Origin of the sequence: Caballeronia sordidicola, from assembly GCF_002220365.1 — a bacterium.
Lineage (GTDB): Bacteria > Pseudomonadota > Gammaproteobacteria > Burkholderiales > Burkholderiaceae > Caballeronia > Caballeronia sordidicola_C.
Genome location: NZ_MTHB01000219.1, coordinates 1 through 24534, shown reverse-complemented (window position 1 = coordinate 24534; position 24534 = coordinate 1). Strand labels below are relative to the sequence as shown.

General features: G+C 59.6%; 17 protein-coding genes and 3 pseudogenes. 9 read left to right on the top strand and 11 right to left on the bottom strand.

All coding sequences use genetic code 11. The features are described from left to right. From BSU04_RS48085 to BSU04_RS30700, 3 genes and pseudogenes are all read right to left on the bottom strand, one after another. Positions 1-248: hypothetical protein (locus BSU04_RS48085; protein WP_256983476.1), on the bottom strand; the 248-nt coding region annotated here is incomplete at its 3' end. An 82-nt stretch (positions 249-330) separates the two neighbouring features. Then, a pseudogene (locus BSU04_RS48080) lies at positions 331-687 on the bottom strand (thiamine pyrophosphate-binding protein); the annotation flags it as partial. Between the two features lie 861 nt (positions 688-1548). Beyond that, a complete protein-coding gene (locus BSU04_RS30700) occupies positions 1549-2763 on the bottom strand; it encodes a tyrosine-type recombinase/integrase (protein WP_089164056.1) in 1215 nt (404 codons plus the stop codon). 146 nt (positions 2764-2909) lie between these two features. Between BSU04_RS30700 and BSU04_RS30695 the strand changes: the two genes are divergently transcribed. The 9 genes from BSU04_RS30695 (at position 2910) to BSU04_RS30650 (ending at position 15967) form a co-directional block, all read left to right on the top strand. Continuing rightward, positions 2910-3929, top strand: a complete 1020-nt coding sequence (locus BSU04_RS30695) for a DNA-binding protein (RefSeq protein ID WP_089164055.1) — start codon at positions 2910-2912, stop codon at positions 3927-3929. Positions 3930-4269: 340 nt separating this feature from the next. Next, on the top strand, positions 4270-4983 hold the full coding sequence (locus tag BSU04_RS30690) for a hypothetical protein (RefSeq protein ID WP_086383098.1): 714 nt from the start codon (positions 4270-4272) through the stop codon (positions 4981-4983). A 580-nt stretch (positions 4984-5563) separates the two neighbouring features. Beyond that, positions 5564-5839: a type II toxin-antitoxin system TacA family antitoxin gene (locus BSU04_RS30685; RefSeq protein ID WP_086383097.1), complete on the top strand. Its 276-nt coding sequence runs from the start codon at positions 5564-5566 to the stop codon at positions 5837-5839. Next, complete coding sequence (locus BSU04_RS30680) at positions 5827-6381, top strand: GNAT family N-acetyltransferase (RefSeq protein WP_256983474.1); 555 nt, start codon at positions 5827-5829, stop codon at positions 6379-6381. Before BSU04_RS30685 ends, BSU04_RS30680 begins: the two co-directional genes overlap by 13 nt. Positions 6382-6558: 177 nt before the next feature. Beyond that, positions 6559-11463, top strand: coding sequence for an AAA domain-containing protein (locus BSU04_RS30675; protein WP_089164054.1), 4905 nt, complete (start codon positions 6559-6561; stop codon positions 11461-11463). Beyond that, complete coding sequence (locus tag BSU04_RS30670) at positions 11464-12927, top strand: hypothetical protein (protein WP_086383094.1); 1464 nt, start codon at positions 11464-11466, stop codon at positions 12925-12927. It abuts the gene before it with no gap. A gap of 561 nt (positions 12928-13488) precedes the next feature. Continuing rightward, the gene (locus BSU04_RS30660; RefSeq protein WP_086383092.1) at positions 13489-14109 is read left to right on the top strand and encodes a hypothetical protein; all 621 of its coding nucleotides are present in this window, start codon (positions 13489-13491) and stop codon (positions 14107-14109) included. Between the two features lie 463 nt (positions 14110-14572). Further along, positions 14573-15301, top strand: a complete 729-nt coding sequence (locus BSU04_RS30655) for a hypothetical protein (protein ID WP_086383091.1) — start codon at positions 14573-14575, stop codon at positions 15299-15301. A 27-nt stretch (positions 15302-15328) separates the two neighbouring features. After that, positions 15329-15967, top strand: a complete 639-nt coding sequence (locus tag BSU04_RS30650; RefSeq protein WP_086383090.1) for a hypothetical protein — start codon at positions 15329-15331, stop codon at positions 15965-15967. An 80-nt stretch (positions 15968-16047) separates the two neighbouring features. Here the strand turns inward: BSU04_RS30650 and BSU04_RS30645 are convergent, their stop codons facing one another. From BSU04_RS30645 to BSU04_RS30610, 8 genes and pseudogenes are all read right to left on the bottom strand, one after another. Beyond that, positions 16048-16467 carry a calcium-binding protein gene (locus BSU04_RS30645; RefSeq protein ID WP_086383089.1) on the bottom strand — a complete coding sequence of 140 codons (420 nt, stop codon included), beginning with the start codon at positions 16465-16467 and terminating at the stop codon, positions 16048-16050. A gap of 31 nt (positions 16468-16498) precedes the next feature. Continuing rightward, the gene (locus BSU04_RS30640; RefSeq protein WP_086383088.1) at positions 16499-16990 is read right to left on the bottom strand and encodes a hypothetical protein; all 492 of its coding nucleotides are present in this window, start codon (positions 16988-16990) and stop codon (positions 16499-16501) included. A 259-nt stretch (positions 16991-17249) separates the two neighbouring features. Continuing rightward, complete coding sequence (locus BSU04_RS30635) at positions 17250-20654, bottom strand: DEAD/DEAH box helicase (RefSeq protein WP_086383117.1); 3405 nt, start codon at positions 20652-20654, stop codon at positions 17250-17252. Positions 20655-20796: 142 nt separating this feature from the next. Further along, a pseudogene (locus tag BSU04_RS30630) lies at positions 20797-21132 on the bottom strand (tyrosine-type recombinase/integrase); the annotation flags it as partial. Positions 21133-21188: 56 nt separating this feature from the next. Further along, positions 21189-21344 (bottom strand): annotated as a pseudogene (locus BSU04_RS30625) (integrase core domain-containing protein); the annotation flags it as partial. Between the two features lie 74 nt (positions 21345-21418). Next, on the bottom strand, positions 21419-22051 hold the full coding sequence (locus tag BSU04_RS30620) for a group II intron maturase-specific domain-containing protein (RefSeq protein WP_368665779.1): 633 nt from the start codon (positions 22049-22051) through the stop codon (positions 21419-21421). Positions 22052-22058: 7 nt separating this feature from the next. Then, entirely contained in the window at positions 22059-23762 is a 1704-nt protein-coding gene (locus tag BSU04_RS30615; RefSeq protein WP_086383086.1) for a recombinase family protein, read from the bottom strand. Between the two features lie 413 nt (positions 23763-24175). Then, the coding region (locus BSU04_RS30610; RefSeq protein ID WP_144021402.1) for an integrase core domain-containing protein at positions 24176-24534 on the bottom strand (359 nt) is incomplete at its 5' end.

The window sequence follows — 24534 nt, the reverse complement described above, 5'->3', positions numbered from 1 at the left end:
TCCAGCCATCGTTTGGTGACCGGCAACGAGAACAGCACCTTGCTCTGGTCGTCAGCCTGCTCAGTCGAAGAGAGATCATCCAGCGCGACGTCGGCCTTGTGCATCTGCCGGTAGACGAGCGGGCGGCTCACGCCATGCCGGGCGGCCAGGGCGCTGACCGGTTCTGCGCCCGCCAAAGCTCGAACGGCCATCATCTTGCGTTCGTTGGTAGCCAGTTTTGTGGGGGCAGCGCAAACGGATTGATTCATGGGGGCGTGGCGTCGAAAATGGGGCCACATTATCCCGCATTATCTTCGGCCCTCGCATGTGTAACGCAGCTTTGAACCTCGCCATCTCCTGGAATGCTTCCCGCTCGATGTTCCTTCTCGGCACCTGCCCAACCAGCAGAATGAGCGGGGTCGAATTCTGAAACGCGGCGTGCACGCCGATCGACGCATTGCTGGCCCCCGGACCGCGCGTCACAAAACACACGCCGGGCCGGCTGGTCAACTTCGCATGTGCCTCGGCCATGAAGGCTGCGCCGCCTTCGTGACGACACGTAATGTATCGAATGTCCTGGTGCTCATACAGTGCATTCAACGCGTCGAGATAACTCTCGCCGGGAACCCCGAATATCGTATTCACGCCGTTGACGGCGAGCGACTCGACTAAAATCCTTCCACCAGTTTTTTTGGTCATTGGGTCCATCGTACAAAAGACGGTGTATGCGTCGAGAAAATGCACCGCGGGTTTCGGGCTGTCGTCGAACGGCGTGTCGGGAATTGACGTCGTCGGCTTGTAAACGCCATCGGATTATTGAATGCGTCCCACAGGGACTCAAGTGAATATTTTTTCTGACCGGTTGAATTAATTTTGCGCCCGCGATGGCGGAAATGAGACACTTTTGAAAACCGTGTGGATAATGTGGCTCAGCGGGCGTGCTCGTTGAAGACAGCAAAGTTGGCGAGGTTCAAATCTGGGTTACACGCAATGTGCCTAATGACCCGTCTATGGTCGACAGTAGCCGCCCATTTTTTCAGTCGTGGTGCGTGCATGAATCGATCCGATAGGTCGGCAGCAAAGCTGCCTGAACATGAGCGTCAGGATCTGGCGGTTCGGGCGTTGGCGGGATCCGAGACGATCAGCTCGCTGGCCGCTCGGCACGGCGTGAGCTGCAAGTTCGTCTACGCGCAAAAGTGCAAGGAGGGTGGATCACCGCGGTTTAAGGAATTTCCCCATGATTGACGACTGCGGGGGCACTCAGGATTCGGTTCGTTGCATACGCCAACAGAACTTGACATAAATATAATTGACGTAATTTATTATGTATTACTAAGTAATGTGCGCGAATCAGACCAAATTATGGAAGGAAATCGTTCTTCGATGTTTTGGCTGTCTCCCATGCGTTCCCCGAATTTGGCGCGCCTGGGCTGTCGGGTGGCTAGTTTTAGCTAAAACATTTATGCAACTAACCGTCTTTCCGTTTCGAATTCGCGTCTCGGCGCACTAAGGCCAGTGGTCGATCATTCGTCGACAGAAAACTGAGTTGAAATGCCCGTGTTTGGGCCGCTACCAATTCAGTTTGTGCCCGCTTTCCGTGGCTTGATGCCGATTGTCGTCCTCGGCGTGCAGGTACCGGCTGGTGGTCGAGATCGACTCATGGCCGAGGTTGTCGCGCACATAACGCAGATCGACCTGCTGGTCCATCATGTGGGAGCCCGCTGTGTGCCTCAGCCAATGGGCCGACGCCTGTCGCAAACGCCGTACAGGGTGTTCGCGGGCTTCGCCCTCGAACGGCAATTGACCGACGGCGTTCTCGAATACCTGCTTGATGATCAGGTGCAGTCCCGCGCGCGTGAGCGGCCGCCGCTGGCCGCCGATCGGCAAGACGAGGGGCGTCGCTTCGTCCCGGTAGGGCAGTGCGCTTAAGCCGTAGTGCAGCCGATAGCGCGTCAATTCGGTGACGAGTTCGCGCGTGGCGGGCAGCAGCCGTTCCTTGTCGCCCTTGCCAGTCACCCGCAACCACCATCGTGCTTCACCGGAGCGGTCGGTGCGGGTGAAGAAACCGCCCATGGTGTTCGCGGCGGCTTCCGAAATGCGCAGCCCGCTCAGGTACAACAAGGCGATCAACCAGCGCACCCGCGCATGGTGCTCGCGCTCGCGCGGGGTCGTACGCGGCATGGCATCGATGGCCGCTTTGACGCTCGCCCATAGATCGTGATCCAGATACCGGTCGATCTGGGGTTTCTCCCGCCGGCGGCGCTGGCGTGACAGCGACAAAGGGTTACCCGCCAGGTAGCCCGCATTGACCAGCCACGAAAACAATCCATTCAAAATGATCACTGCCTGATGGCGGCTGGCCGCCGACAGAGGGCCAGCAAAAGGGCGCCAAAGCGGATCGCTGCGTGAGAGCTTGCGCGCGTGCATCACCCAGCGCTGAGCCGGTTGCGGGTTTTCAAGGAACCGCCCGTAGGCAAGAAGGTCTTCATGCGTGAGCGAGGAGAGGGGTTTGCGCAGCACGACGGTGCTCCACAGCAGCAGCCGTTCGGCTTCCTTGCGGTAGCTCTCGAAGGTGGCGCGGCGATCGGCATAGCGGGCGAGCCACGCCTTGATGGCGTCCACGTCGTTGTCCGCTGCAATTTGCGGGACGCCCTGGCGCGCGCGATTGACGCCGTGCTGGCCATTCAGGTCGCTCGGCAGCGTCAGCGCATCAAGCGGCACGAGCGCTGACACGAGACCGGGCAGGGCGGCGGCGGGCCCGCGAGCGGGGTTGGTAGGGGGCATGGAGGGTGGGGCGCGATGGAGTGTGGAAAATGCACCAGTATATTGACATTATGTCAGTAATGTCAAATAACGGCATTCATTTTCAAGTTAATTAACGTGTTACGTTATATTATTGATCGATCCGTACATAACCGCCGGGCCTCTCCATGACCCCCTCCACGCCTGACGCCCAGATCGACGCCGAGATCGCCCAGCTGCGCGCACAGTTCCCGCGCACGCAGGAGTTGTATCGCGAGGTGTGTGTATTGCTGTTTTTTCGCTATGGCATCACGCCCACCGCAAACAAGCTCTATCAGCTCGTGAAAAAGGGCAGCATGAGCGCGCCAGCCGAAGCACTCACAGCGTTCTGGGCGACTCTGCGGGAAAAGAGCCGGGTGCGGATCCAAAGCCCCGATCTACCGGAGGAGTTGCAGACCGCGCTCGGCGAGCTGGCGGCAGCCGTCTGGGATCGCGCGCAGTTAAGCGCCAACGAAGCGCTCGCGGGCCTGCGCGAGGAGGCGGCGCAATCAGCGGCGCACGCGCACGCTGCGCAAGCGCTGGCCGAAGCAGAGAGTGAGCGCCTGCGCCAGGAATTGATCGGCAGCGCGGCCGCGCTCGACGCCGCGCACGCGATCGCAGAGGAATTGCAGCAGACCGTCGCCGTGAGTCGCGCGGCCGAGGAAAGCCTGCGATCGCAACTGGAGCAATCGCGTGAGGAGCAGCGCGCATCACACCTGGCGCTCGAAGTCGCGCGCCAGGCGTTCACAACGGAGTTGGAGAAACAGCGCGCGGCGGGACAACTGGCCGAAGAGCGTTTGCGCGCGACCGAAGCGCGGGCGTTATTGGAAATCGACCGGGAGCGGGTGGCCGCGACACGAGCGCAGAAGGCACTCGACGACGCGCACCGCAAACTCGAACGCGCCGACGAGCGTCATCGCGTCGAACTGACTGGGCTCCAGGCGCAAGTGAGCAAGCTGCATCATCAGGCGGGCGTTCTTGAGGGCAACCGGCACGCCCTCGAGACGGCGCAGAAGGCATCGTCTCAGCAGATTGCCGAGCTACGGCGCGAGCTTCATGCAGCACTGAAGGCCACGCCCGAGGCCCCGAAAAAACGCGCGATACCAGCGAGTGCGAAGCGCGGCGACATCAGCGAGAAAAAGACCGCGAGCAAGAGAAAGGATAGTTAGGCTCGAAGGTCACTGCAATGGAACCTCGTTGCGGGTCTGACATTTGGGCCTATCAAGCCTAGAAGAATCCCAATATCTGGAAAAGCGCTGGAGACGGGCATGGAAACAGAGCCGGCAAGCCGGCCACGCGCAATCCCGCTAAGAATCTGCATTCTCGATTACTCCAGTTATCAGATGTGGCGATTTTGGGTTCCGGAGAAATCGCTCGTTTTGACCTTGCAACCGCCGCGCTCCGGCTCAACGTGCGGATGCGCGCGACACACGCGCACGCGCTGACCGGCCCGACCGTCCAGTCAGCCCGCCGTCAACAACGAAACACCGCACCTCCGGGAGCCCTCCAATGAGCACCATGGCGTTTAACGAATCAATGCAAATCACGATGCGCACGTACGTGTCGATGAACTACCTGACCAGCGCGGCGTTGCTGGCGAAGAAGGCCCACGCGCTTGAAGCAGGTCGCAGCTTCAAGGACAACATTCCCAGCGTGGAGCGCGACGAACATTTCGCATTCGTGGCCGGCGCGATCACGATGAGCGCGGCAGCCGTCGAGGCCTTCGTGAATGAACTGTTTGCCGAATGCCGTGACCAGGGGGCACAGAACCAACTGGGCATCGCCCCGGACAAGGCGGCGCTGATCGCCCGTGTCTGGATCGATGTGCCCAAAGTCGAGCGGGAATCGGTGCTAGAGAAGTACGACCTGGCGCTGCGCCTGCTGGATCTGCCCGCCCTAGATCGGAGGGGGGAACCGTACAAGGCAGTCGATACGCTGCTCGCCCTGCGCAACAGTTTGATGCACTACAAGCTGGTGACGCAGGAGGCGGGCAAGCCGCCCGCTGAGCAGACGCCGGGCAACTTCGAGAAGAAGCTGCAGGCCTACTTTGCAGATAATCCGCTGACCGGCGCGGGCAACCCTTATTTCCCGGACCGCGTAATGGGCCACGGCGCGGCCGAGTGGAGCGTAAGCACGGCCGTGACGTTTCTGGACGGATACTGCCACCTGCTGTCGGCGACACCGCCGTATGAACATCTCCGGTTGGCTTTCGCGACCCAGTAAGGCGTCCCATTCTCGGAGGCGGGACGGCCAGCTGGTCAGCCGCCGCTGTCAGTGGAACCTTCATCTAGCATCGCCAGCGCGTTTTCGCATGCGAAAGTTGCCTGACGGGCGAGGGCGCAGTGCGGCGAAGTGGTGACGACGCCCTGACCATCGATTCCCGTCTGGCCGCAGCGCTGACGGAAGCGGAACGCGGTTCAGCAGTCCTTTGCCGTGCCGACCACTTCCGGCCACAGATGTGCGCTACACGCAGCACCTGATTCCGGTCGATGGGACCACGACTACCGACGAACCGGATCGCGTACGGCAATCGCGTAGCCGCAACGCACCATCATATAAATCAGCGACGTCGCGTGCTTGTCTTGCCGGAGTCCATACGACGACTCAACGACAAGCAGGAAACCTTACCTATCAGGGCGTTGCGGAACGCAAGCGTGCGCAAAGTCCGAATCTGAGCGCACTCCGATATACACGGTCTTGCCGAGGTGCCGGTGAACTGTTCCCTTGCCGCAATCAGGAGCACGAGTTTGCATACGTGCGTCAATTGTACTAACATGACGTACATTTGTGTTTGGAGCTTGCCATGACCACTGCCACTCGTTCTTCGCGCCTAGGGCTTCGCGCAACGCCTCAGCAGGAGGCCGTATTGCGTCGTGCCGCTGAGGTAGCCAATAAGTCGATGACGGAATTCATCCTGGACAGCGCCTACCATGCGGCCGAGCAGACCTTGCTCGACCAACGACTGTTCCTTGCGACCGGCAGCCAATCTGAGGCGTTGTTGTCACTGTTAGATCGACCCGAGCAAGAGAACAGTGGCCTGAAGGACCTGTTTTCGCGCCGCGCTCCATGGAATACCTGATGGCATTCGGAGCTCCACAGCCGATGGATACCAACTATCGGCTGGAAGCGTTCGACTGTGGCAAACCGGCACTCAACGATTGGTTGACACGGCACGCGCGCCAAGCGCAAGCGAGCGGTTCAGCCAAGACCTACGTGGTCGCGGAAGGCGCGCGCGTAGCTGGTTACTTCAGTTTAACGGTAGGGCAGATCGATACGCTGGAAGCGCCTGATCGTGCGCGCAAGGGCATGGGCGCATTCCCCATCCCGGTGGTTATCCTGGCGAGACTTGCGGTGTCTGTCTCTGACCAAGGGCGCGGCATTGGCATCGGGATGCTGCAGGATGCGATTCGACGCACGCTTATCATCGCCAATCAGGCTGGAGTGCGCGCTATGCTGACTCATCCCATAGACGAAGATGCCGAGCGTTTTTATCTTCGATTTGGTTTCGAGCCGTCACCTATCCGTGAACAGCAGTTGCTGCTGCTTCTCAAGGACGCGCGCCGCTTGATAGTGAGTTCCAGTGAGGAGGCGGCCCGCCGGAGCCCAGGACACGTCGAATAGAAGGTCAAACGTAAGTCGGATCTGAATAGCGTCATCATGGCCGATCGGTCGTGTCAGATGGATCGCTCGGGCCTCAAGGCCCCGCCAGAGGAACGCGTCTGAGTCACCGTTCACGCCGTTCGCGTGATGAGAAGAGCGGGAACCGTCGCCGGTAGCGGCGTCTTATGAGGGTGCAGCGTGGAAATCAAACTGGCAAAGAAATCGGGGGTCCCCAAGGCCGAAGTGCTGGCGCACCAGACAATTCAGAAAGAGTTCAGCGGTTCGCCGTTTAGCAAGTTGTGGCGCGGCTACGCGGCGTTCGCATTGGCCAGAGGCGGTCGCGGCAGTGGCGACGATGACCTGGACCTGGTGCTCATTACGCATACGGGCATTGCGTTGATCGAGCTGAAGAACTGGCATGGCAAGCTGCTCGAATCGGACGGTCAGAAGTGGTACCTGGACGGCGAGGACCGTGGTCATTCACCGGTCCAGGTGGTGCGGAGGAAGGTGCCCAAGCTGGTGAGCGTCATGACGCAAAAGCTGGGCAAGGACCTCACACCCTTCATCAGTTCGTATGTTGTCCTGCACGGCAGCATCGGGGAACTCCGCCTGCCGGAAGAGGAGCAACGGTCAGTGATAGGCATGACCGAATTTCTTACCTTTCGGTTCGACTCAAGCTATCGGCAATATATGGGCGGCCGCCACCACTTCAATCCGCTCGATCATCTAGCCAAATACGACACCTTCTTTCTCGGTTCGGCCTTTCGCCCCAAGGTCTACTACGTCGAAGGCTTTCGGCCCGAGGCAAACCCCATCTTCGAGCACCCGAGCAAGCTCTACGCCGAGTACCGTGCAGCTGCCAAGGACGATCCGACCGCACTGGCGTTGCTGCGGCAGTGGGATTTCGACAAGCTCGGACTGAAGTTGATCGGCGAGACCGATCGAGCTTTCATTGGATTGCGTGAGCAGAAGGTGTTCCAGTACGTCGCCGACCGCAACGAGGACCTCTCGCTGGGCTTGCTTCGGCCGATCGCCTGGAAGGGTTCCAAGGACGTCACGATTGACCACGCCGAGCTGTTCTCCTTGCCAGGGCGAGTGACGCGGATGGCAGAGTTTGTGCACAGCACCCTGCCCAAGTTGGAGTCCGAGGACCGCCTACTGCTGGCCAAGGCCGTTATCTCGCGTTTTGCCGAATTGCACGACATTCGCATTGCGCACCGCGACATTGGCGAGCACAGCCTATGGTTAGACCGACCTTCACGAGTAATCATGTCGGGTTTCGCGGCCGCCTACTATCCGGACCCCGATCTCAAAACAGTCGGCACGTTGCGTGAACGTGTACAAGTCGAACAGTCGCGCCTGCCGGAGGATGCTGCGCCCAACGCTCAGGCGACGCCGTACAGACGTGACGTGTTCATGCTCGGCGCCGTCGCTCACATGATTCTGTTCGGTGTCCGTCCACCCAGGTCCGACGGTATCCACCATTGGCGAGAGCCCGCCGACGATCCGTTTGGCGGTTGTCTCAACGACTTCTTCGCGCATGCCCTGAACCCGGACCCGGCCGCGCGATTCGAGAATGCGCGCGTGATGCTGGAGGCATTCAACGCCGCGACGGGTACCGATGAGCGGAGTCTCATCGATCTGGCCGCATTCGACGCCTTCAAGGCGCAGACCAAGGAACGTGACTACGACGAGACAGAACGCTTGTCGGAGGACGAAGATCACTCATTCTTTGTCAGCGGCACCGGCGCTGAAACCAAGGTGGTGAAGGTCTGGTACGGCGTGGAGCCCGATCTGCGTCGGCCCGATCTGTCACTGCGTCTCCTGTCTTTCCTCGGACGGGCCAGGACGCTCAAGGGCTGCGAGCTGCGTGGCGTGCCGCGCATACTGGATTTCGGTCTGAGCCGGCGCAGCCTGATGCTGGTGATGACCTGGGCGGAAGGGTCGACATTGCCGATCTGGCTGCAATCGAATCCTGGGACCGCAGAGCGTCTTGCGGTCGCTACCTCGCTGGTTGCAACCCTCCAGCGCTTGCATGCAATCGACCTTGCACATGGCGATGTGCATCCGGGCAACATCGTGGTGATGCCCTCAGGCGAGCCTTTGCTCATCGACCTGCTGGACTTCCGCCGCAACGCTGCGGACGTCTACACGACCGCCTATCTGCCTGAGAACTACATGTCCTTAACCGCCTTCGAGCGTGATCGCTACAGCGCAGCAGCGGTGCTGGTCGATGTATTGCAAACGCAGCGCGAGGCACCATTGCAAGGGGAGTTGCCGTATCCGCGCGTGTATGAGGAACTTGCGCATCTGCTGTCGTCTGAGACTCTCTCGACACTGCAACCACTGGAACGTGCGCTGATGGCTGCGGTCAAGCCGGATGACGACCCACTCCAGATCTTCACCGTCACGATCAAGAACCTGGCCTATGAGGGAGTCCCCGCTGGCGAACTGCGTAGCGACAACGGGATATTCCATGTGGATGTGAGGCCTGATCGCCAATCCTCCCAAGCATTGCGGATCTGGGTGACCGGTATTGGCCGCCAGGTTTCATTTGTCTGGAACCTGGCCCAGGAACGGGCAGAGAGCGTGCGTGCATCGAGCATCGCGCAAAGCCAACTCCTGCGCTCGCAGATGATGCGTGATGCTGGCATTCGAATGCAATTGGTATTGCGCGATGGGCCGGTCGCAGACGTTGATGATCTCGCGCGATATCTGATCGGTCACAAGCTCCTGGCGCGCAAGCTCGCTGGTCCGGCGCCGGCGCCGGACGGCAAGCGAGAGGCGTCCGTGCCGGAGCAAGTCGGCTCAGGAGAGGGGACTTCAAATCAGGACAAGGCTGGCCTCGATCCGACGGAAGGGATGCCTGCACGCGAACTCTGGAAGGCATTGATCGACGTGGAGGAGGAAGCCTTCACCACGGTGACGATCGCTGGCCCGCACCGCAAGAGCCCACTCCGGTCGTCCCAGGTTTTGATTCCCTTCCACGCCGACGGAAACGCCTTCGAATTTGACGCCGCGGACAAAGTGGACATCGAGAGCGTGCTGCACGACGGGACCTGGCGCGTTTGCGGGGAACTCGACCTGCGCGAGACCAGCTTTGGCGATTTTCCTGAACTTGCGGTTGATCACCTTTACATGAAGGCCAACCTGCGCATTGGCAGCAAGCTGCGTCTTGTCAGCCGCGCCGAGAAGGGATCGTACAGTCGACGGCGTGCTGCGGTCGAGCGCATCCTCGATGACAAGGCGGTGGTGCCCAACCTGGTCGAGTACTTCGATAAGGTATCGGCGGTACCACTGATACCCACGTCCTATTCGCCCCCCCCCGCGGCGGAGCTCGAACAATATTCGGAGGGCAACAAGAAACTCAATGCGAGCCAAAAGGAAGCATTCCGCCGTGTTCTCGGCCACGGCCCCATCAGCCTACTGCAGGGGCCGCCGGGCACGGGCAAGACATGGTTCATCGCTGCGTTGCTGCACCACCTGATGGCGCATGAGCGGGTGCGGCGAATCCTCCTGGTGAGTCAGGCTCACGAAGCGGTGAACAACGCTTTGGAAAAAGCCCAGGAACTCTGTCGGAGCAAAGGCCTGGCGTTCGACGCCGTTCGCATTGGACCGGAATCGGCGGTCTCCGAGGATATCCGTCATCTGCATTCAGCCTCGATCGAGCAAGCGTATAGGGATCGCTTCAAGGCGGAGTTGGCCGCGCGCGTCATACATCTGGCCGCGTCACTTGGCCTACCGCAAGCTTTTGCGCAAGACATGCTGGCGTTGCACCAGCAGCTCGGCATGCTCTATCAGCGTTTGCTCCACCTACAGCGGCGTGGCGGTTACGAGGATGAGAAGACATTGGCTTCGCTGGATGCGCGCGCCCGAGCCGTCTCAGAGACCTTCTTCGACATTGCGGCCGATGTCTACGGGATTACAGAAGTCGCAGATCCGATCCTTGTCCTCACGCAACTTGAAGCTGCCATCGTGGAGCGGCACGAGGTGCGCTCGGTGGATGCGGTGGAGCGGCTGCGGGGCCTGGTTCGCCTGTCAGAGGACTGGATCGACACGTTGGGCTCGCCCGATGCGAACTTCGCCGAGTTTTTGGCCAAATCACGCACGGTGGTAGCTGGAACATTGGTGGGCATTGGCTCCCGCGGTGCTGGCATTACACAGAACCTGTTTGATTGGGTCATCATTGATGAAGCCGGGCGAGCATCTTCCAGTGAACTTGCCGTCGCTATGCAGGCAGGGCACCGCGTTCTGTTGGTCGGTGACCATAAGCAACTGCCGCCCATGTTCTCGCACCAAGTCCGCGACGCGGTCGTTCAGCAGTTCGGATGCGGCGACGACGCCGCGATCTTCCAGAGCGATTTTGAACGCATCTTCGGCTCGGACTATGGTCGGCAAGTAGGTGTGACGCTACTCAGTCAATACCGCATGGCGCCCAACATTGGCGAGTTGGTTTCGACCTGCTTCTACGAAGACCGCCTCGAAACGGGGCGCGGCGCTCCGCCCGAATACTATGAGCACTTGCCACCGCATCTGGGCCAGCAGGTTACTTGGGTGGACATGTCGACGCTTGGGAGTCGCGGCCATCACCAGCAGTCCGAAGACGAATCGGATACCTGGAACAGAGCAGAGGCTAAGGTTGTCATGCAGATCCTGCGTCAGATCGTTGAGGCGGATGAATTCATGGACCGATTGCTACCAGACCTGAAGTCGCAGGAGCCGGCGATTGGAATTATCTGCATGTACGACAAGCAGCGCGAGATTATCGATCAGATGAAATCGGAGGCGGCATGGCTGGGCGACTTGCGCAATTTGGTGAAGATCGACACGGTAGATAGCTACCAGGGCAAGGAAAACCGGATCGTCATTCTGTCCACAGTGCGCAACCATCCGAACGGTCGGGTCGGCTTTATGTGGCGATCAAATCGGATTAACGTAGGCGTCTCACGCGCCATGGAGCGGTTGTATGTGATTGGCGCACGGAAGATGTGGGGGGGAAGAAACGCCGGTATGCCGCTCGGGCGCGTGCTGAGCAAAATTGAATCGATGGCCGCTGAGGGCCGTGCAGCGGTGCTTGGGGCCAACCAGTTCATGGAGGCATAGATGGCTGGATCGTTCGAATTTAACAGAATCACATTTGGCCTACCGGTGGAAACCTTCCGGGTGGAAGCCTACATCGCGCTTGATGAGCGTCTGCCCGTTGTCACGGAATTCGTGATGCGTCTGCTCAAGGTCTGCGGACAGGTGCCCTTGACAGCGGTCCGAGACTACTTCGGCTTCAACGACATCGAAGCACGGGCGGTTATTGAGTCCCTGACAATGCAGGGACTTCTGGACTTGCAGGATGACGAGGTTCGTCTCAGTTCGTTTGCACTCGAAAAGTTCGAAGAAGCGGGAGGTGACCATCCCCGCTTCAGCAAAGTCGAGCTCAAAACCGATACAGTGACGTTCGATCTCGTGTCTTTTATGCCCCTGCGATCTACGTCGACCGAGATAGCGTCCGACAACATCATTAAGCTGGATGCCACCGAAGACGCACTGGGAAATAGTGTCGAACGCGCGCGCGTAGCCTACCGTCGTCGCTATCCAGAGATTGCTTCTTTGCGCGCCGACCTGCGCGAACGATCCTACGGGGTCTACTCTGTCGAAAGCGTGGAGAGCAAGCGTCGCAACTATGTCCCAGTGCCGGTTTCCTTCGAGTTGGACCAGGATGGTCACGTTGAGCGCCGAATCGACGAGGCGTTCGAACGGATTGCACCGCCTGAACTGCTGCATTTCGTGAGCGAGCAGGTAACGGCCGCAATTCCGCGGACGTTAGCGTTGCCGGTAGCTGGTTTAGACGCGTTCATTGAGGCCTTTGATCTGAGGATTCTGAACCAATACCTCACCGGCAAGAAGTTCGATCTGCTTCGTTATCTGGCAGAGGTCCAGCTGGGAAGGTCAGTCCGATACGGCGAGCGCGTAGAGCCGATGTTCGGCAATCTATACTTGCAGGAGAACCGCGAGCGTATCCTGGCGCGGCTCGCCGACCGGCGTCACGATCAGCGCCGCCATGGCGCGCTTTTGACATCGCTTGCGTGGCTGGTGCCGGACTATGCGCTCTGGGGCCGAGGAGAAGCCTTCGCGCAAACGGTGAATGCGCTGTCATCTGCTCTGCAGGTGGGCGGACAGGGTGACGACCTGTATCTGTTTGCCAACGCGGAGCCGGGCGAGGAAGCCAATGTAACCAACAGCTTGCGGGTACCTCACCTACAAGAACTACATTTCGTGCGGCCGCAACCAGCCGGAGGGCGCTTGATGGCGGGGCGCCTGGAAATTCTGCTTTACCCCACAGCGTTCATGGTCGCGATGTTTCACCTGCCGGTGCCGGGTAACGAAGGCCTGTGGGTTCCTATCGGTTTTATTTCCTCACAAGACCGACACCTGGACACGGCGCACAAGTTACTGCGGCAGGCAGGCAGCGGTGCACGTTACGGACGCCGTGCACGCTTCACCAACAAGGAGCACCTTCAGTCGCCGCCGGGGTTCGACGAGGCCTGCACCTTCCTCAACTACTGCACGTTATAAAGTTCGACGACACGCTTTACGACTACTCGAACGGCCTAACGCTATCGGGCGTGCTCAAGCGGGTCTTAGCAGCCGATGACACCGCTTTTGTGGGCTAGTGGCACGCACCTGAGGCACCAGTGTCAAGAGAGCGGCCAAGCTTTTTTTGGTGAAGGCGTTTGCTATGGTCTGCGTCGTCGACCGTTCGAAGACCGCGAGTCCGAGCGGGACTTCGCAGCGCAGTTGTGGAATCTCCGCGCGACAGAGTTCAAGCACCGTCGGCGCTACTTCAACGAGGACGCCCGGAAATCCTTTGCGCAGCTTCACTCGCACTGATCTCAAAGCACAGAAGGAAGGAAAATCATGTTGCAATTCGAGAACGCTTGGCGGTACGAGTCGCCCGGCGCGATGCCGCCTGAGATTGTCGAAGCAGTTTTCTCACAGGTGATTGCTCGCACGGCGATGCAAGGGAGCCGGCAGGATCTGTATGAATTTTTTAAGCGGTGTTTTGCACCGGCAGCTGCACAAACTGCGAGCCGCAGTTCGTCGTAAAGCTGGGCGGAAAGCGATTTGCGAGACTATATGCATTCCGCCGCCGCAAACGCGGCGCTATTTGTCGAAGCCCTGTATGACGGGCTGTATGAAATCAGTTCTCGGCAGGCCACCGGGCCGGCGCCCTGGAATTTCGTGAACAGCGTGCTCGCGCCAACCGGCTACGCGATCCAGCCGCCGCATCTGGTTATCGGACAGGGTCGTGCTCCGGTTCCTGTCGCTGAGCGCGTGCCGTCGCTCGATGAAGTAGCCAACGAGCGGATCCAGCGGTCGCTTGCTGAGTCGGAACGGCTGCTGAATTCAGGCAAGTATCGCCTTGCCGTTCAGGAGATCCTGTGGCTACTCGAGACGGTCTCGACCACGTTCGAGGGATCGGAGCACGAAGACGGAACAGTGACCGGCAAGTACTTCAACCGGATCATCGGCGACCTGAAGCGATTCAACCGCGGCCGCGTGCTGGGCGAGGTGGTCTCGTGGATGGAGAAGTTGCATGGGTATTTGTCGTCGCCGACGGGCGGCGGCATCCGGCACGGTGCCGTGTTGAGCGACTCCTATGAACTGAGTGAAGGCGAAGCACGTCTATTCTGTGACCTTACACGCAGCTATTTGTCTTACCTGCTGCATGAACACCAGCGCCTCGGGTTGCGGTAAGTCATGGTGCCGGCTGGCCTGGGCTTCGAGTGTGTGCGTGATCCGCTTGATCCCGGTCGATCGGTGGGCGCGCTGCCAGGTGTTGCGTTTACGCCGCGTTTGGCGGCGGTGCAAGGAGCTGCGCTTCAAAACAAAGTGCAAAGATATGCCGACGTAGTCGAGATAGCGCAACCTCCCTTCGCTTCTAGCCTTGCAAACCCGATACGCAAAGCAAATGACATGCGTGCAGGAAATCGTCATCCCTCACGACGTAGGTCGACGGCCCGACAAAGTGCAAAGAGATCGCGACCGGTCGGAACAAACTGCAAAGATAAGATGACCACCTTTGCGGCCTGTGCCTCCCGGGCAGTCGAACGCTGAGTGCTTTCCAACACAGGCACCTCAGCCTGCACTAGATTTACGGTGCAGCCCGCCCGGCCCTGCTGAAGGCGGATCAAAGACCCCATTGCCAGGGAGCCCGACCATGCCCGAAATCCAACGAGACGCAACCGGCGTTTGCGTGAGCACGGCACTTTACCAAGTCCATCTGCATCCGGTTGTTGCCTTTCCCTCTCAGCCAGTGAGCATGTTCGCGACAGCAGAATTGGTCGGGTATGACGAGGACTGGCTACACGACGACAAGATGCGTGGTTTTGCGTTCGATGAGATTGTCCTGACAGACACGCACCTGGAATGCTGGCGCCCGCCCAACCCGCCGTCGTCGCAAGCCAAGGCTTTCCGAAAGGGATTCTCGCTGGGGCTGGAGCCGGGGATGGCCGAGGCATTGCGCGCTTGGATACCGCCGATCCGACGCATCGCGCGTGTCACCCACGCAATCTCCAAGGAAATCGCGGGTACCCGAAACCGCACGCTTACTCGCAACGAACAGACTCGCATCGCTCAGGTCGTCTCTGCGCGTGTCTTTGACGCGTGTGCGCCTGATCGCGCGGTTAGCCTCGCGCTGGGGTACGCACCCCCTTGGTTGCAGATCGAAATGGGACGACCCACGATTATGGCTCTGCTGGCTAGCGCGGGCACAGACTTTAAGGCGCTGGCTACGAAAGGTGAAGCGCGCGAGAAGCGGTTGAGCGAAGGCGAGGGATTAGTGTGTGGCGATGACATCGGAGTGATGGATAACCGCGCTCTTGTTGCGAAGAGCGGATCCTGTTCAGTGAGTCGTCGCCATTCAAGTTTTCTCGTGGATAGCCGATAACTCGTTCTCCTTCTCCTATGAACTTATATGACCGCTACCTACATTGAAAAACTTCATGCCGCGTATGATTTCACGGAGAAACTGGGCGCTTCATTTACAAGACTCCCCACAACTGAAACTGAGTTCTTCACGGGCGATTTAGGCGAGCGTCTGCAAGCGGCGATTTCGAATAAGGGCATCACTTCGTTCGCCGGTGCCGCAGGGCAGTGCGTGAAATGGAGCCACGCCCTTCGCCCGCTCGCGGAAGAGATTCTTGGTGCGCCCATCCTGCTCACCTTCGGGCAAGTAATTAACCCAAGCAGAGCCTTCTTCAATCCCAGTTGGGCTGATCTTCAGAATTGGCATCAGATGGGATTTAGCGCATCGGACTTTGAGGGGCGGTCCGGAATCAACTTGCACTCCTGGTGGACGCTACCGTCTGGCGAGGTGATGGACGTTACCCTATGGTCTACGTTGTCGGACGCGTGGAACCGACCGGAGTTGCTGGGCGCTGTAACTGGCGGCTGGCCGGACAAGATTGCGCCCAACCCTACGTACGTCCCGATGGTCGTAGGCGACGACTATATCGAGACAGTCGAACGGCACATGCCATTCAGTCGTTTTCTGGCAAGAGAGTGCACTTTGGCGGAACTGAACGCAATGCCGGTGATGATGATTAAGACATGACAGCATGCAGCGAGTACCGCTGGGGGGGCAATTCGTGATCCCAGCTCCGATGCCGGCGGCACCTCCGCTCGTCGCGTCGTCTAGCCTTGCCGGTCGAGCCATTCAAGTAATTCGATCCAGCGCCGGCGGGTTAATCCATTGCTCGCGATGTCGTGATCAAGCACGAGCGAGCGCGAGGCGATCGCAGCACGTAGTTCAAGGACGTCGTTGACGCCAGCATTAACCAGTACCAAGATTTCCTGCTGGTTATACCGAACCCACACAAAAATGCTGACCCGACACAGTTCGTCGTGAGCGAGCCGGATGACCGAGACGTTTTCACCGGGATGCAACGATGAAACGGCCATGGCATGACGTACGCGGGCCTCGAACGGAAATGCGAGTTGCTCCTCTAGATGGCAGTACCACGCCATCGCGCATTCTTCTTCGTTATAGGCGTCGACGACGATCTCCATCGAGATTCGATGTTCGCGCGCGGCGTCGGTTTCGGGTTTGGCCATGATGAGGTTGATATCGAGATCGCAAGGCGGGTTATACGTCGACGATGTGTCGCAGGAGACTGAAGGACACGCGCCAGTGCCCTTCGGTGTCGTTGCAGGCGATCGACGCGGTTTTTTGGTTGAGTCTGACGATGATGCCGATTCGCTCGCGCAGATGTTTGTCGGTAAAGCCGACGGTGTCGCCGATAAAGAACTCCTCGCGACGGGTGCGCGATGGCGGTGCCGATTCAGGCTTCGGTGCGGCGCTCGCGCCATTGGGGACGATGGCGGCATAGAGTATGACCCAGCGGCGCCGGGTCGCATGGTCCTCAATGACCGCTTGCGTCGCGCGCAGTTCGATCACGTGGCCCTGGCGCAGCGCACCGAAGGGATCATCGACGTAGCCCACGCTCATGCCCAGTTGCAAGTGCTGGCGTACCTGCAACGTGCGCTGCGGATCGTCGAGCATTTTGCCGACGGTCAGATAAAGTCGATACAGCTCGGCGCTATGGGCTTGTCGAAGCTCGTCCAGAGAAATTTTCATGAAGGCGATGATGGTGTGGTGAGGCCGCCGCCCCGGCCAGTGGCTGCATTGCAGGCACGCTGGATGGGCTAGGCAGGCTGTTTATCAAAGGTGACTTGAGTCGCGCATAGGGTTTGTACCGCTCAGGCGGGCCGGGCCGGTCAACGGGAGCATGGTTGGCAACCCATAGCTGTTGCCTATGCCTGTCATCGCGTCCATGAGTCATCTATTTGCTAAAAAGCGGCCGAGCGACGCTCTTCTCTCGGGGAAACGATAAAAATCACCCGCCAAGCGCGCCGGTCCTGGCGCGCCGACGCGACGCTGCGGCTGGCAAGACATCCGAAATCGGCTCGAACAGCGCGTCGAGGTCGTCAGCGGAGAATTTGACGGCGCCGGCGGCGTCCTCGGACAGGATGCTGTTGGCCAGCATCGCTTTCTTTTCCTGCAGGGCGACGATCTTTTCCTCGATGCTGCCGGCGGCAATAAGCTTGTAGACGAAGACCGGCTTGTCCTGACCGAGGCGGTGTGCACGGTCGGTGGCCTGGTTTTCGGCCGCGGGATTCCACCACGGATCGTAGTGAATCACGGTGTCGGCAGCGGTCAGGTTCAGGCCGACCCCACCGGCCTTCAGGCTGATCAGAAAGAGGGGCACTTCGCCCTGCTGGAAGCGCTGCACGGGTGTCACGCGATCGGTGGTGTCGCCGGTGAGGATGACGTAAGGAATAGCGGCTTTCTCGAGTGCAGCGCAGATCAGTGCCAGCATGCCGGTGAACTGCGAGAACAGCAGCACGCGCCGGCCTTCGTCGATCAGTTCCGGAAGCATCGCGAGCAGCAGATCCAGCTTGGCCGATTCCTTGACGCTGGAGGCTCTTTGCAGCTTGACGAGGCGTGGATCGCAGCAGACCTGGCGCAGCTTGAGTAGCGCCTCGAGCACGATGATGTGACTGCGTGCAAGCCCTTTGGCCGTGACGGCGGCTCGAACCTTTTCGTGCATCGCCGCGCGTACGGTTTCGTACAGGTCACGCTGTGCGCCTTCGAGGTCAACGGTGCGCACGATGATGGTCTTGGGCGGCAGTTCTTTGGCGACCTCATCCTTGCGCCGGCGCAGCATGAAGGGGCGAATGCGGCGCGCGAGTAAATTGCTGCGCACGGCGTCGCCATTTTTCTCGATCGGCGTGCGCCAGCGCTTCGTAAAATCTTTCTGGCTACCGAGGAACCCGGGGAGCAGGAAGTCGAACTGCGACCACAGCTCGCCGAGGTGATTCTCGAGCGGGGTCCCGGTGAGGCACAGGCGGTGCCGTGCGCGCAGTTCGCGGATGGTCGCTGCCGCTTTGGTGGTGGCGTTCTTGACGTACTGGGCCTCGTCGAGGATCAGCAGGTGATAGTCGTGCTCGGCGAGGATGGCCTGGTCGCGCCACAGCAGCGCATAGGTTGTCAGGATGAGGTCGTGTTCGCCAATCTGATCGAAACGCTCCTTACGCTGGGGCCCATTCAAATCCAGCACCTTCAGATCCGGCGTAAAGCGACGGGCTTCTTCGCGCCAGTTGTGGACCAGGGTAGTGGGCACGACGATCAGCGCGGGCCGGTCAAGGCGCCCGGCCTCCTTCTCGGCCAGCACGTGAGCCAGCGTCTGCACGGTCTTGCCGAGGCCCATGTCGTCGGCGAGCACACCCGCCAGATTGTGTTCGCGCAGAAACTGCATCCAGCTCAGGCCCTGGTGCTGGTAGGTGCGCAACTCGGCCTGCAATCCCCGCGGCACCGGGGCCTCCCGTAGGCCGGGGCCGACCTGCAGGCGTTGCGCCAACTGGCGGATGGATGCGTCGCCATGAAACTGCCAGCGCCCCGTGTTGTTGAGCGCTTCGAGGCGACCGGCATCGAGTTCTGAGATGCGCAGGGAGCCGTCGCCGACGGTGTCAAACAGATCGACCAGCACCCGCACGACGGGTTTGAGCCGGTCCGCACGCAGGCGCAGCCGTTCGCCCTGATCGGTTTTGAGTTCGATCGCTTCGTCATCGGCAATGCTTTCGAGCGCGCCCGATAGCCAGCGCCGGTCGCGACGGAACAGCTCAGCCAGCAGCGGCTCCAGGCGCACCGTGCGATCGCCCACCGTGATACCCATTTCCAGATCAAACCAACCATCGCCGGCATGACGCACCATCCCGTCAATGTCATCGATCTCGATAACATTGAAACGAAACGCCGCTCCCATGGTTACCCGCCAGCCGTTGCTGCGTAGTACGGGCAGGGACTCATTCACAAAGGCGGGCCATGCCTCGGACTCCCGCAATCCGAGCATCGCCTCAGCAAAGGGCTGCGGCCCATAGCCGGGGGAGACCTTCTGTAGTCCGGTCTTGCGCAGTTCAAGCAAGCGCTGTTTTTCAGCATGGGGGCGACGTTTGACCTGGGTCACGTCGCCATTGGGCGCCACGAATAGCGACTTGCTGTTGTCCGCATTGACGCTCATGCCGTCGTACTCAAAGCTGACGGTGGCGAAATCGAACGCATGCGCCTGAGGATCATATTTGCGGGGGTCACGACCGCTAAAGCCCGACGCATACAAAGGCCGCGTATCGAGTGACAGAACCGGTACAGGTTCGGTATCGATCACGCGAATCGCTGACGTATCGTGGGCGGGCGGCAACGGCAGATCCGGTGCGCTCTCGCGCAGCACCGCAGCCACGAGCGGGGCTTCGGCCAACGAAATCGGCGGCATCGACAAATAATCCCGCAGCGCGCCCAACGACATGGACAATTGCACGATGCCCGCTTCACCGGTCTTTGTGTCGACATACCACGCGGGTTCCGTCGCGATGACCATGGTGGCGTTCGGCTCGGTGCGTATCATCGGCCGCACGCGCTCGTCGGCCTGCGTCTCCCACGCGATCTGAGCTGGCCGGTCAATCCCCTGGACGAGTGCAGGACCCGTTGCCAATAAATCCAGCTGCATATACGAGCTTTGCGCTGCCTTGTGCTCAACAAAGAAGCGCCCGCTCGCCACCAGCTTCGACAGGGTGTCGGCACCGTTTGTGCCCTGCAACGCGAAAGCCCCATAATCTTCACGGGATCGTCCCAGCCATAATCCGCGCAGCAGGATCAGATCATCGGCGGTGACAAATTTGGGCGGTTTAATGAGGGTGGCCTCAACGTTGCTCCATGACTCGGCGCGCGCGCCGAGTGTGCCGTCGCGGCTTAAACCCGCCTTGTAGATCTGAACCTCGTGGCGTTGACGATAGTCCACCCAGACCAGCACGTAGGCGAGCGCATGCGTGGGCCTCGCTGTGGTCTTCTTCGCGCTGGGCACTGCCGCGGCACGCTGCGCGCGGAAGGTCTCTAGCCAGCTCACAAGTTCGGGACGCACGCTGGGTGTCGCCACGGGTCTTGCTCCGGGTATTGGTGTGGTGCCGGGCATATTTTCGAGCCCCGCGAGCAGTAGCGCCGCCGCATGTTTGCACTCGAAGCCGACGGGACACGTGCATTCGCTTTCGATCCAGAGACCTTCTTCCGACTCGTAGAAATGCACATCCGTCTCATAAGGGTGCCGCGCCGAGCCTTTCACCTTGCCGCTGAGCTCGTGGTCCCGCCAGCGCAAACCCGACACGGCGCGGACGTACTCACGCCCCTTGGCGACCGTGTGGGAGCCTAACCAGTTCGTAATCTGCGCGCGGTCATAAAAAACTGACGACATCAAGGAAACCCATCCATGCGTGTTTAAGCCGGTGATGACAGCAACGCAGGCGTGCAGAGGAAACGTCGAGGTTCCGCTTACGACATTGGGCTGCTTGCCTGCGTTTGTCTCCAGCATCCATTGCCGGTGATGGATGCGTATTTTACGCGAGTGCCTTCGGCTGGCCGGAGGGCTCGTCTGGATGTTCACTGCTGCGTGTCGTTTGTGTATGTCGCTGGTCGTCTTCGGCGTGCAGATAGATGCCGGTGGTCTCGATCGACGCGTGCCGCAGATTTTTCTGGATGAAGCGCAGGTCCGTGCCGGCATCGGCCTGATGGGAGGCAGCGCTGTGGCGAAGCCAGTGGGTCGATGCGCGACGTAGCGTGGCGATGCCGGCCGTGTTGGTGGTGTCGAGCGCGTCAGCGGCGCGGCGAAACACTTCCCTGACGATCAGGTAGATCGCCGCGGGTGTCAGATGCCGCGCAGTGTCGCCGGAGAGGTGGCCCCGTTCGTTCGGACAGGAAATCCGGTTTCTTAAGTGGATCCGCCTGGTAATTACGCCGCCAATTTTATCGCTGGCAGCATCGCGAAGTATGCCTCGTCCGGAGTCTGATCCGCTAGACTTGAGTGAGGCCTTTTCTGGTTGTATAGGGTCATATAATCGCCGATCGAACGCCGGGCGTGGCTGACCGAGTCGTAGGCTTTCAAGTAGTTGAGTAGCCCAGCGGAGTTGCACCGCCAGGCCCTCCCAGAACTGTACGTGAGCCTCTCGACTCATACAGCTCCTATCGTCCAGCCGTGGCTCCAAGCGTCCAATGCGCGAACAGGGTCGGACGCCGCGTTTTAAGACGCCGCAACCAATCCCATGCCCGCAGCTTGTGCGTTCGGAGTTTCTTGTATTTGCGCTGAGCCCAACGCACAATGAATGAATCCAGTGTACGTAAGGCCCCGCGAAGAGCGGAAGGCCGAAATCGCCCATAGTACCGAACCCAGCCTAGCAGTACCGGCTGCGTCCATCGAGCGATATCGACAAGTTCAAGGTCGTTGCGACTGTGCAACCGCCAGCGCCGCATTCGCAGTCGCATTGATTTGGTCGCTTTGTCGCTTACCGCAGGAGCGAAACTAACGAACAGTGCGCCAGAGCGATTCAGCGAGCTCCGGGGCCGGAAACAATAGCCCAGGAAATCGAAGCGTTGCACCGGATAGCTGCCGCGTCGGTTATCGTCCTTACAGTAGACGATTTTGGTCTTCTCCGGATGAAGCTGCAGTTTGCAAGCGGCAAGCCGAACATCGAGCTCTGCTCGTAGTTGGTTAGCCTGCACCTCACTCTTACAGTGGCAAATGACATCGTCCGCGTAACGCTCAAATAGGACACCGGGATAGTTCCGCGACATCCATTGATCGAACGCGTAATGCAAGAACAAGTTAGCCAATATAGGGCTGACTACGCCGCCTACAATGTTGCATACTTTTCACTCCATCGTCTGAATCATTCGAATTCTCGCCTGCGAGGAGACCTCCGGGCTGCGGATCGATCCGGAATACCACGAGGATTTCATCCTTGTGGATTTCGACACGCTTGACCAGAGCCAGCACGATCTTGCGCTTCGTTTCGAGATCGATCGTTGCGAGTTTTTCCGTAACGGCACTTGCAAATTCTTCCAGCCGGTTGATGACCAGAAACAGTTCACTTTGAGCCACCCCGTGCTGCCGAGATTCCTGGATTTGCTGATCGACCTGCTCTAGCCGGTTCTTCAACTGCTGTATCTTCGGCTCGAAGTCCGTCCTGTCGATGATACCGTCAGCATAGCTGTCGATGAGCCGGGACTTGCCTTTCTCCAACTGAAGCCTTTGTTTTTCCAGGCTGGCCGTATCGAAGCCACTATTCTCATTGCGCTCCATCGCATCCAGTCGTCGTTCATATTCCTTCTTCAGTCGACTCGGATGTCTCAACAGATCCGCGACCTGCTGCCATACGAGGTCATCGAGCCGATCCGTTCGCACTTGCAGGTTGTCGCAAATGCGTTGACCACCGAAGCGATAGGCATCGGTTCCGACACAGCGGTAATAAGCATAATCTCGCTGATGCCCTTTGGCCGCCGCCTTGCTGACTTTCTTGCCGTAATACGCGTAATGGCATTGCCCGCAAACAGTCAGGCCCTGAAGCAGGTAGAGCGGCGCGTTCTGGCGGCGTTGGCGCGCCAGCTTGCGATTCTCGGCAAGCTGCTCCTGGACTGAATGGAACAGCGCTTCGCTGACAATCGCCGGCACCGGGATTTCGATCCACTGCTGCGGGTCCGTGGGTATTGTCGAGAATGCCCTCCTGGGCACATCGGCGCTGTGGCGTTGGGTGCGCACGCGCACATGCGGCAGGCGATCACGAGACTGGGTCTTACCGAACGCGGCCCGCCCCATGTAAGCGGGATTACGCAATATTCCCCATACCACACTACGGTCCCAGTACAGCTTGCCGGATGCCGTCACCGTGCCCGCCTCGGCAAGACGACGAACCACTTCGCCTATGCTCAGCCGGTCCATCCCGATCCACTGGAAGATAGTCTTTACCGTCGCCGCTTGGGGAAGTTCAATCACGTACTGGGCCGGTGTTCCATCGAGCTGCTTGCGGATATAACGGTAACCATAAGGAGCCGTCGATAGCACATTCACGCTTCCGCGCTTTGCACTATGAAGCTTACCGCGTCGATTACGCTCGGTGATCTTTGCCCGTTCGTACTCCGAAATCATGCCCTGCATCTGCAACAGCAGCGACTCTTCCGGTGTCGCGCCAATCTCATGATTGAGAAACACCACCTGCACGCCACACGCGGAGAACTCCTCCATCAGCAATGCCTGGTGTGCATACTTGCGCGCCAGCCGGTCGGGAGACAGGATGTACAGCCGATCAACCAGCCCGAGTGCGGCACGGTCCCTGAGTCGCTCTAGCTGCGGTCTGATCAGCGTCGCGCCGCTTATCCCGGCGTCTATGAAGCACATGTCGTCGACAAGATGCGCATCGTCAGCGGCAATGCGCTCCCTCAGCGCGGCAATCTGGCTTTCAATGGTGCCGCGTTTGGTCTGTTGTTCGGAGGACACCCGCGCGTAGAGCGCGACCATTGCAGCGTTGCTCATCGCTTACCTCGCTTGATAGTCGCTCGCCGTGTCGCCACGGGCCGAACAGCGGATGGCTGTGCCGTAGCGCGTGAATCTTTCGGACTGAGCTGCTCGTACGCCTTCTGCAGCTGTTCGCCGGCATACCGGTTCGGTTCAAAGGCAAGACGGACACGCCAGTTCTTACGTCGTCCTCGGGTCATTGTCGCGCCTCCCTGTCGGCGGGAGCGATGGTCTCAAGGACGAGAACCGCATCGACGTCAGGACATCCTCTGGACCACGGCGCCAGACACTCCCTTGAAATGCGCAGCCCCCATCTTACCCGCGAGTTTGCTATGTTGTTGGCGGAGCTACAACTGCCCCTTGCGGCGTTCCTAGAGGTGGCCCCGTTCGTTCGGACATTTTTTTCGATTTTTAAGTGGAACGCTGGGCGGTCACGCTGCCGTTTTTATCGCGGGCAGCATCGCGAAGTAAGCTTCGTCCGGAGTCTTGTCCGACAGACTTGAATGAGGCCTTTGCTGGTTGTACCACGTCAGGTAATGGTCGATCGACTTCCTTGCGTGAGCGACAGATTCATAAGCCTTCAAATACACCTCTTCGTACTTCACGCTGCGCCACAGCCGTTCGATAAAAACGTTGTCCCGCCAGCTTCCCTTGCCATCCATCGACAAAGCGATTCCGCGCGAGAGGACCGCGTCGGTGAAGTCTGTACTGGTGAATTGGCTGCCTTGATCTGTATTGACGATCTCAGGCAATCCATATTTCGCGAATGCTTCTTCGAGCGCTGCCACCG

Excerpts from the sequence above, each read along its gene's own strand:
- BSU04_RS30700 (WP_089164056.1), bottom strand. The coding sequence starts at position 2,763 with ATGCCCCCTACCAACCCCGCTCGCGGGCCCGCCGCCGCCCTGCCCGGT.
- BSU04_RS30695 (WP_089164055.1), top strand. The coding sequence starts at position 2,910 with ATGACCCCCTCCACGCCTGACGCCCAGATCGACGCCGAGATCGCCCAG.
- BSU04_RS30690 (WP_086383098.1), top strand. The coding sequence starts at position 4,270 with ATGAGCACCATGGCGTTTAACGAATCAATGCAAATCACGATGCGCACG.
- BSU04_RS30685 (WP_086383097.1), top strand. The coding sequence starts at position 5,564 with ATGACCACTGCCACTCGTTCTTCGCGCCTAGGGCTTCGCGCAACGCCT.
- BSU04_RS30680 (WP_256983474.1), top strand. The coding sequence starts at position 5,827 with ATGGAATACCTGATGGCATTCGGAGCTCCACAGCCGATGGATACCAAC.
- BSU04_RS30670 (WP_086383094.1), top strand. The coding sequence starts at position 11,464 with ATGGCTGGATCGTTCGAATTTAACAGAATCACATTTGGCCTACCGGTG.
- BSU04_RS30660 (WP_086383092.1), top strand. The coding sequence starts at position 13,489 with ATGCATTCCGCCGCCGCAAACGCGGCGCTATTTGTCGAAGCCCTGTAT.
- BSU04_RS30655 (WP_086383091.1), top strand. The coding sequence starts at position 14,573 with ATGCCCGAAATCCAACGAGACGCAACCGGCGTTTGCGTGAGCACGGCA.
- BSU04_RS30650 (WP_086383090.1), top strand. The coding sequence starts at position 15,329 with ATGACCGCTACCTACATTGAAAAACTTCATGCCGCGTATGATTTCACG.
- BSU04_RS30645 (WP_086383089.1), bottom strand. The coding sequence starts at position 16,467 with ATGGCCAAACCCGAAACCGACGCCGCGCGCGAACATCGAATCTCGATG.
- BSU04_RS30640 (WP_086383088.1), bottom strand. The coding sequence starts at position 16,990 with ATGAAAATTTCTCTGGACGAGCTTCGACAAGCCCATAGCGCCGAGCTG.
- BSU04_RS30635 (WP_086383117.1), bottom strand. The coding sequence starts at position 20,654 with ATGTCGTCAGTTTTTTATGACCGCGCGCAGATTACGAACTGGTTAGGC.
- BSU04_RS30615 (WP_086383086.1), bottom strand. The coding sequence starts at position 23,762 with ATGAGCAACGCTGCAATGGTCGCGCTCTACGCGCGGGTGTCCTCCGAA.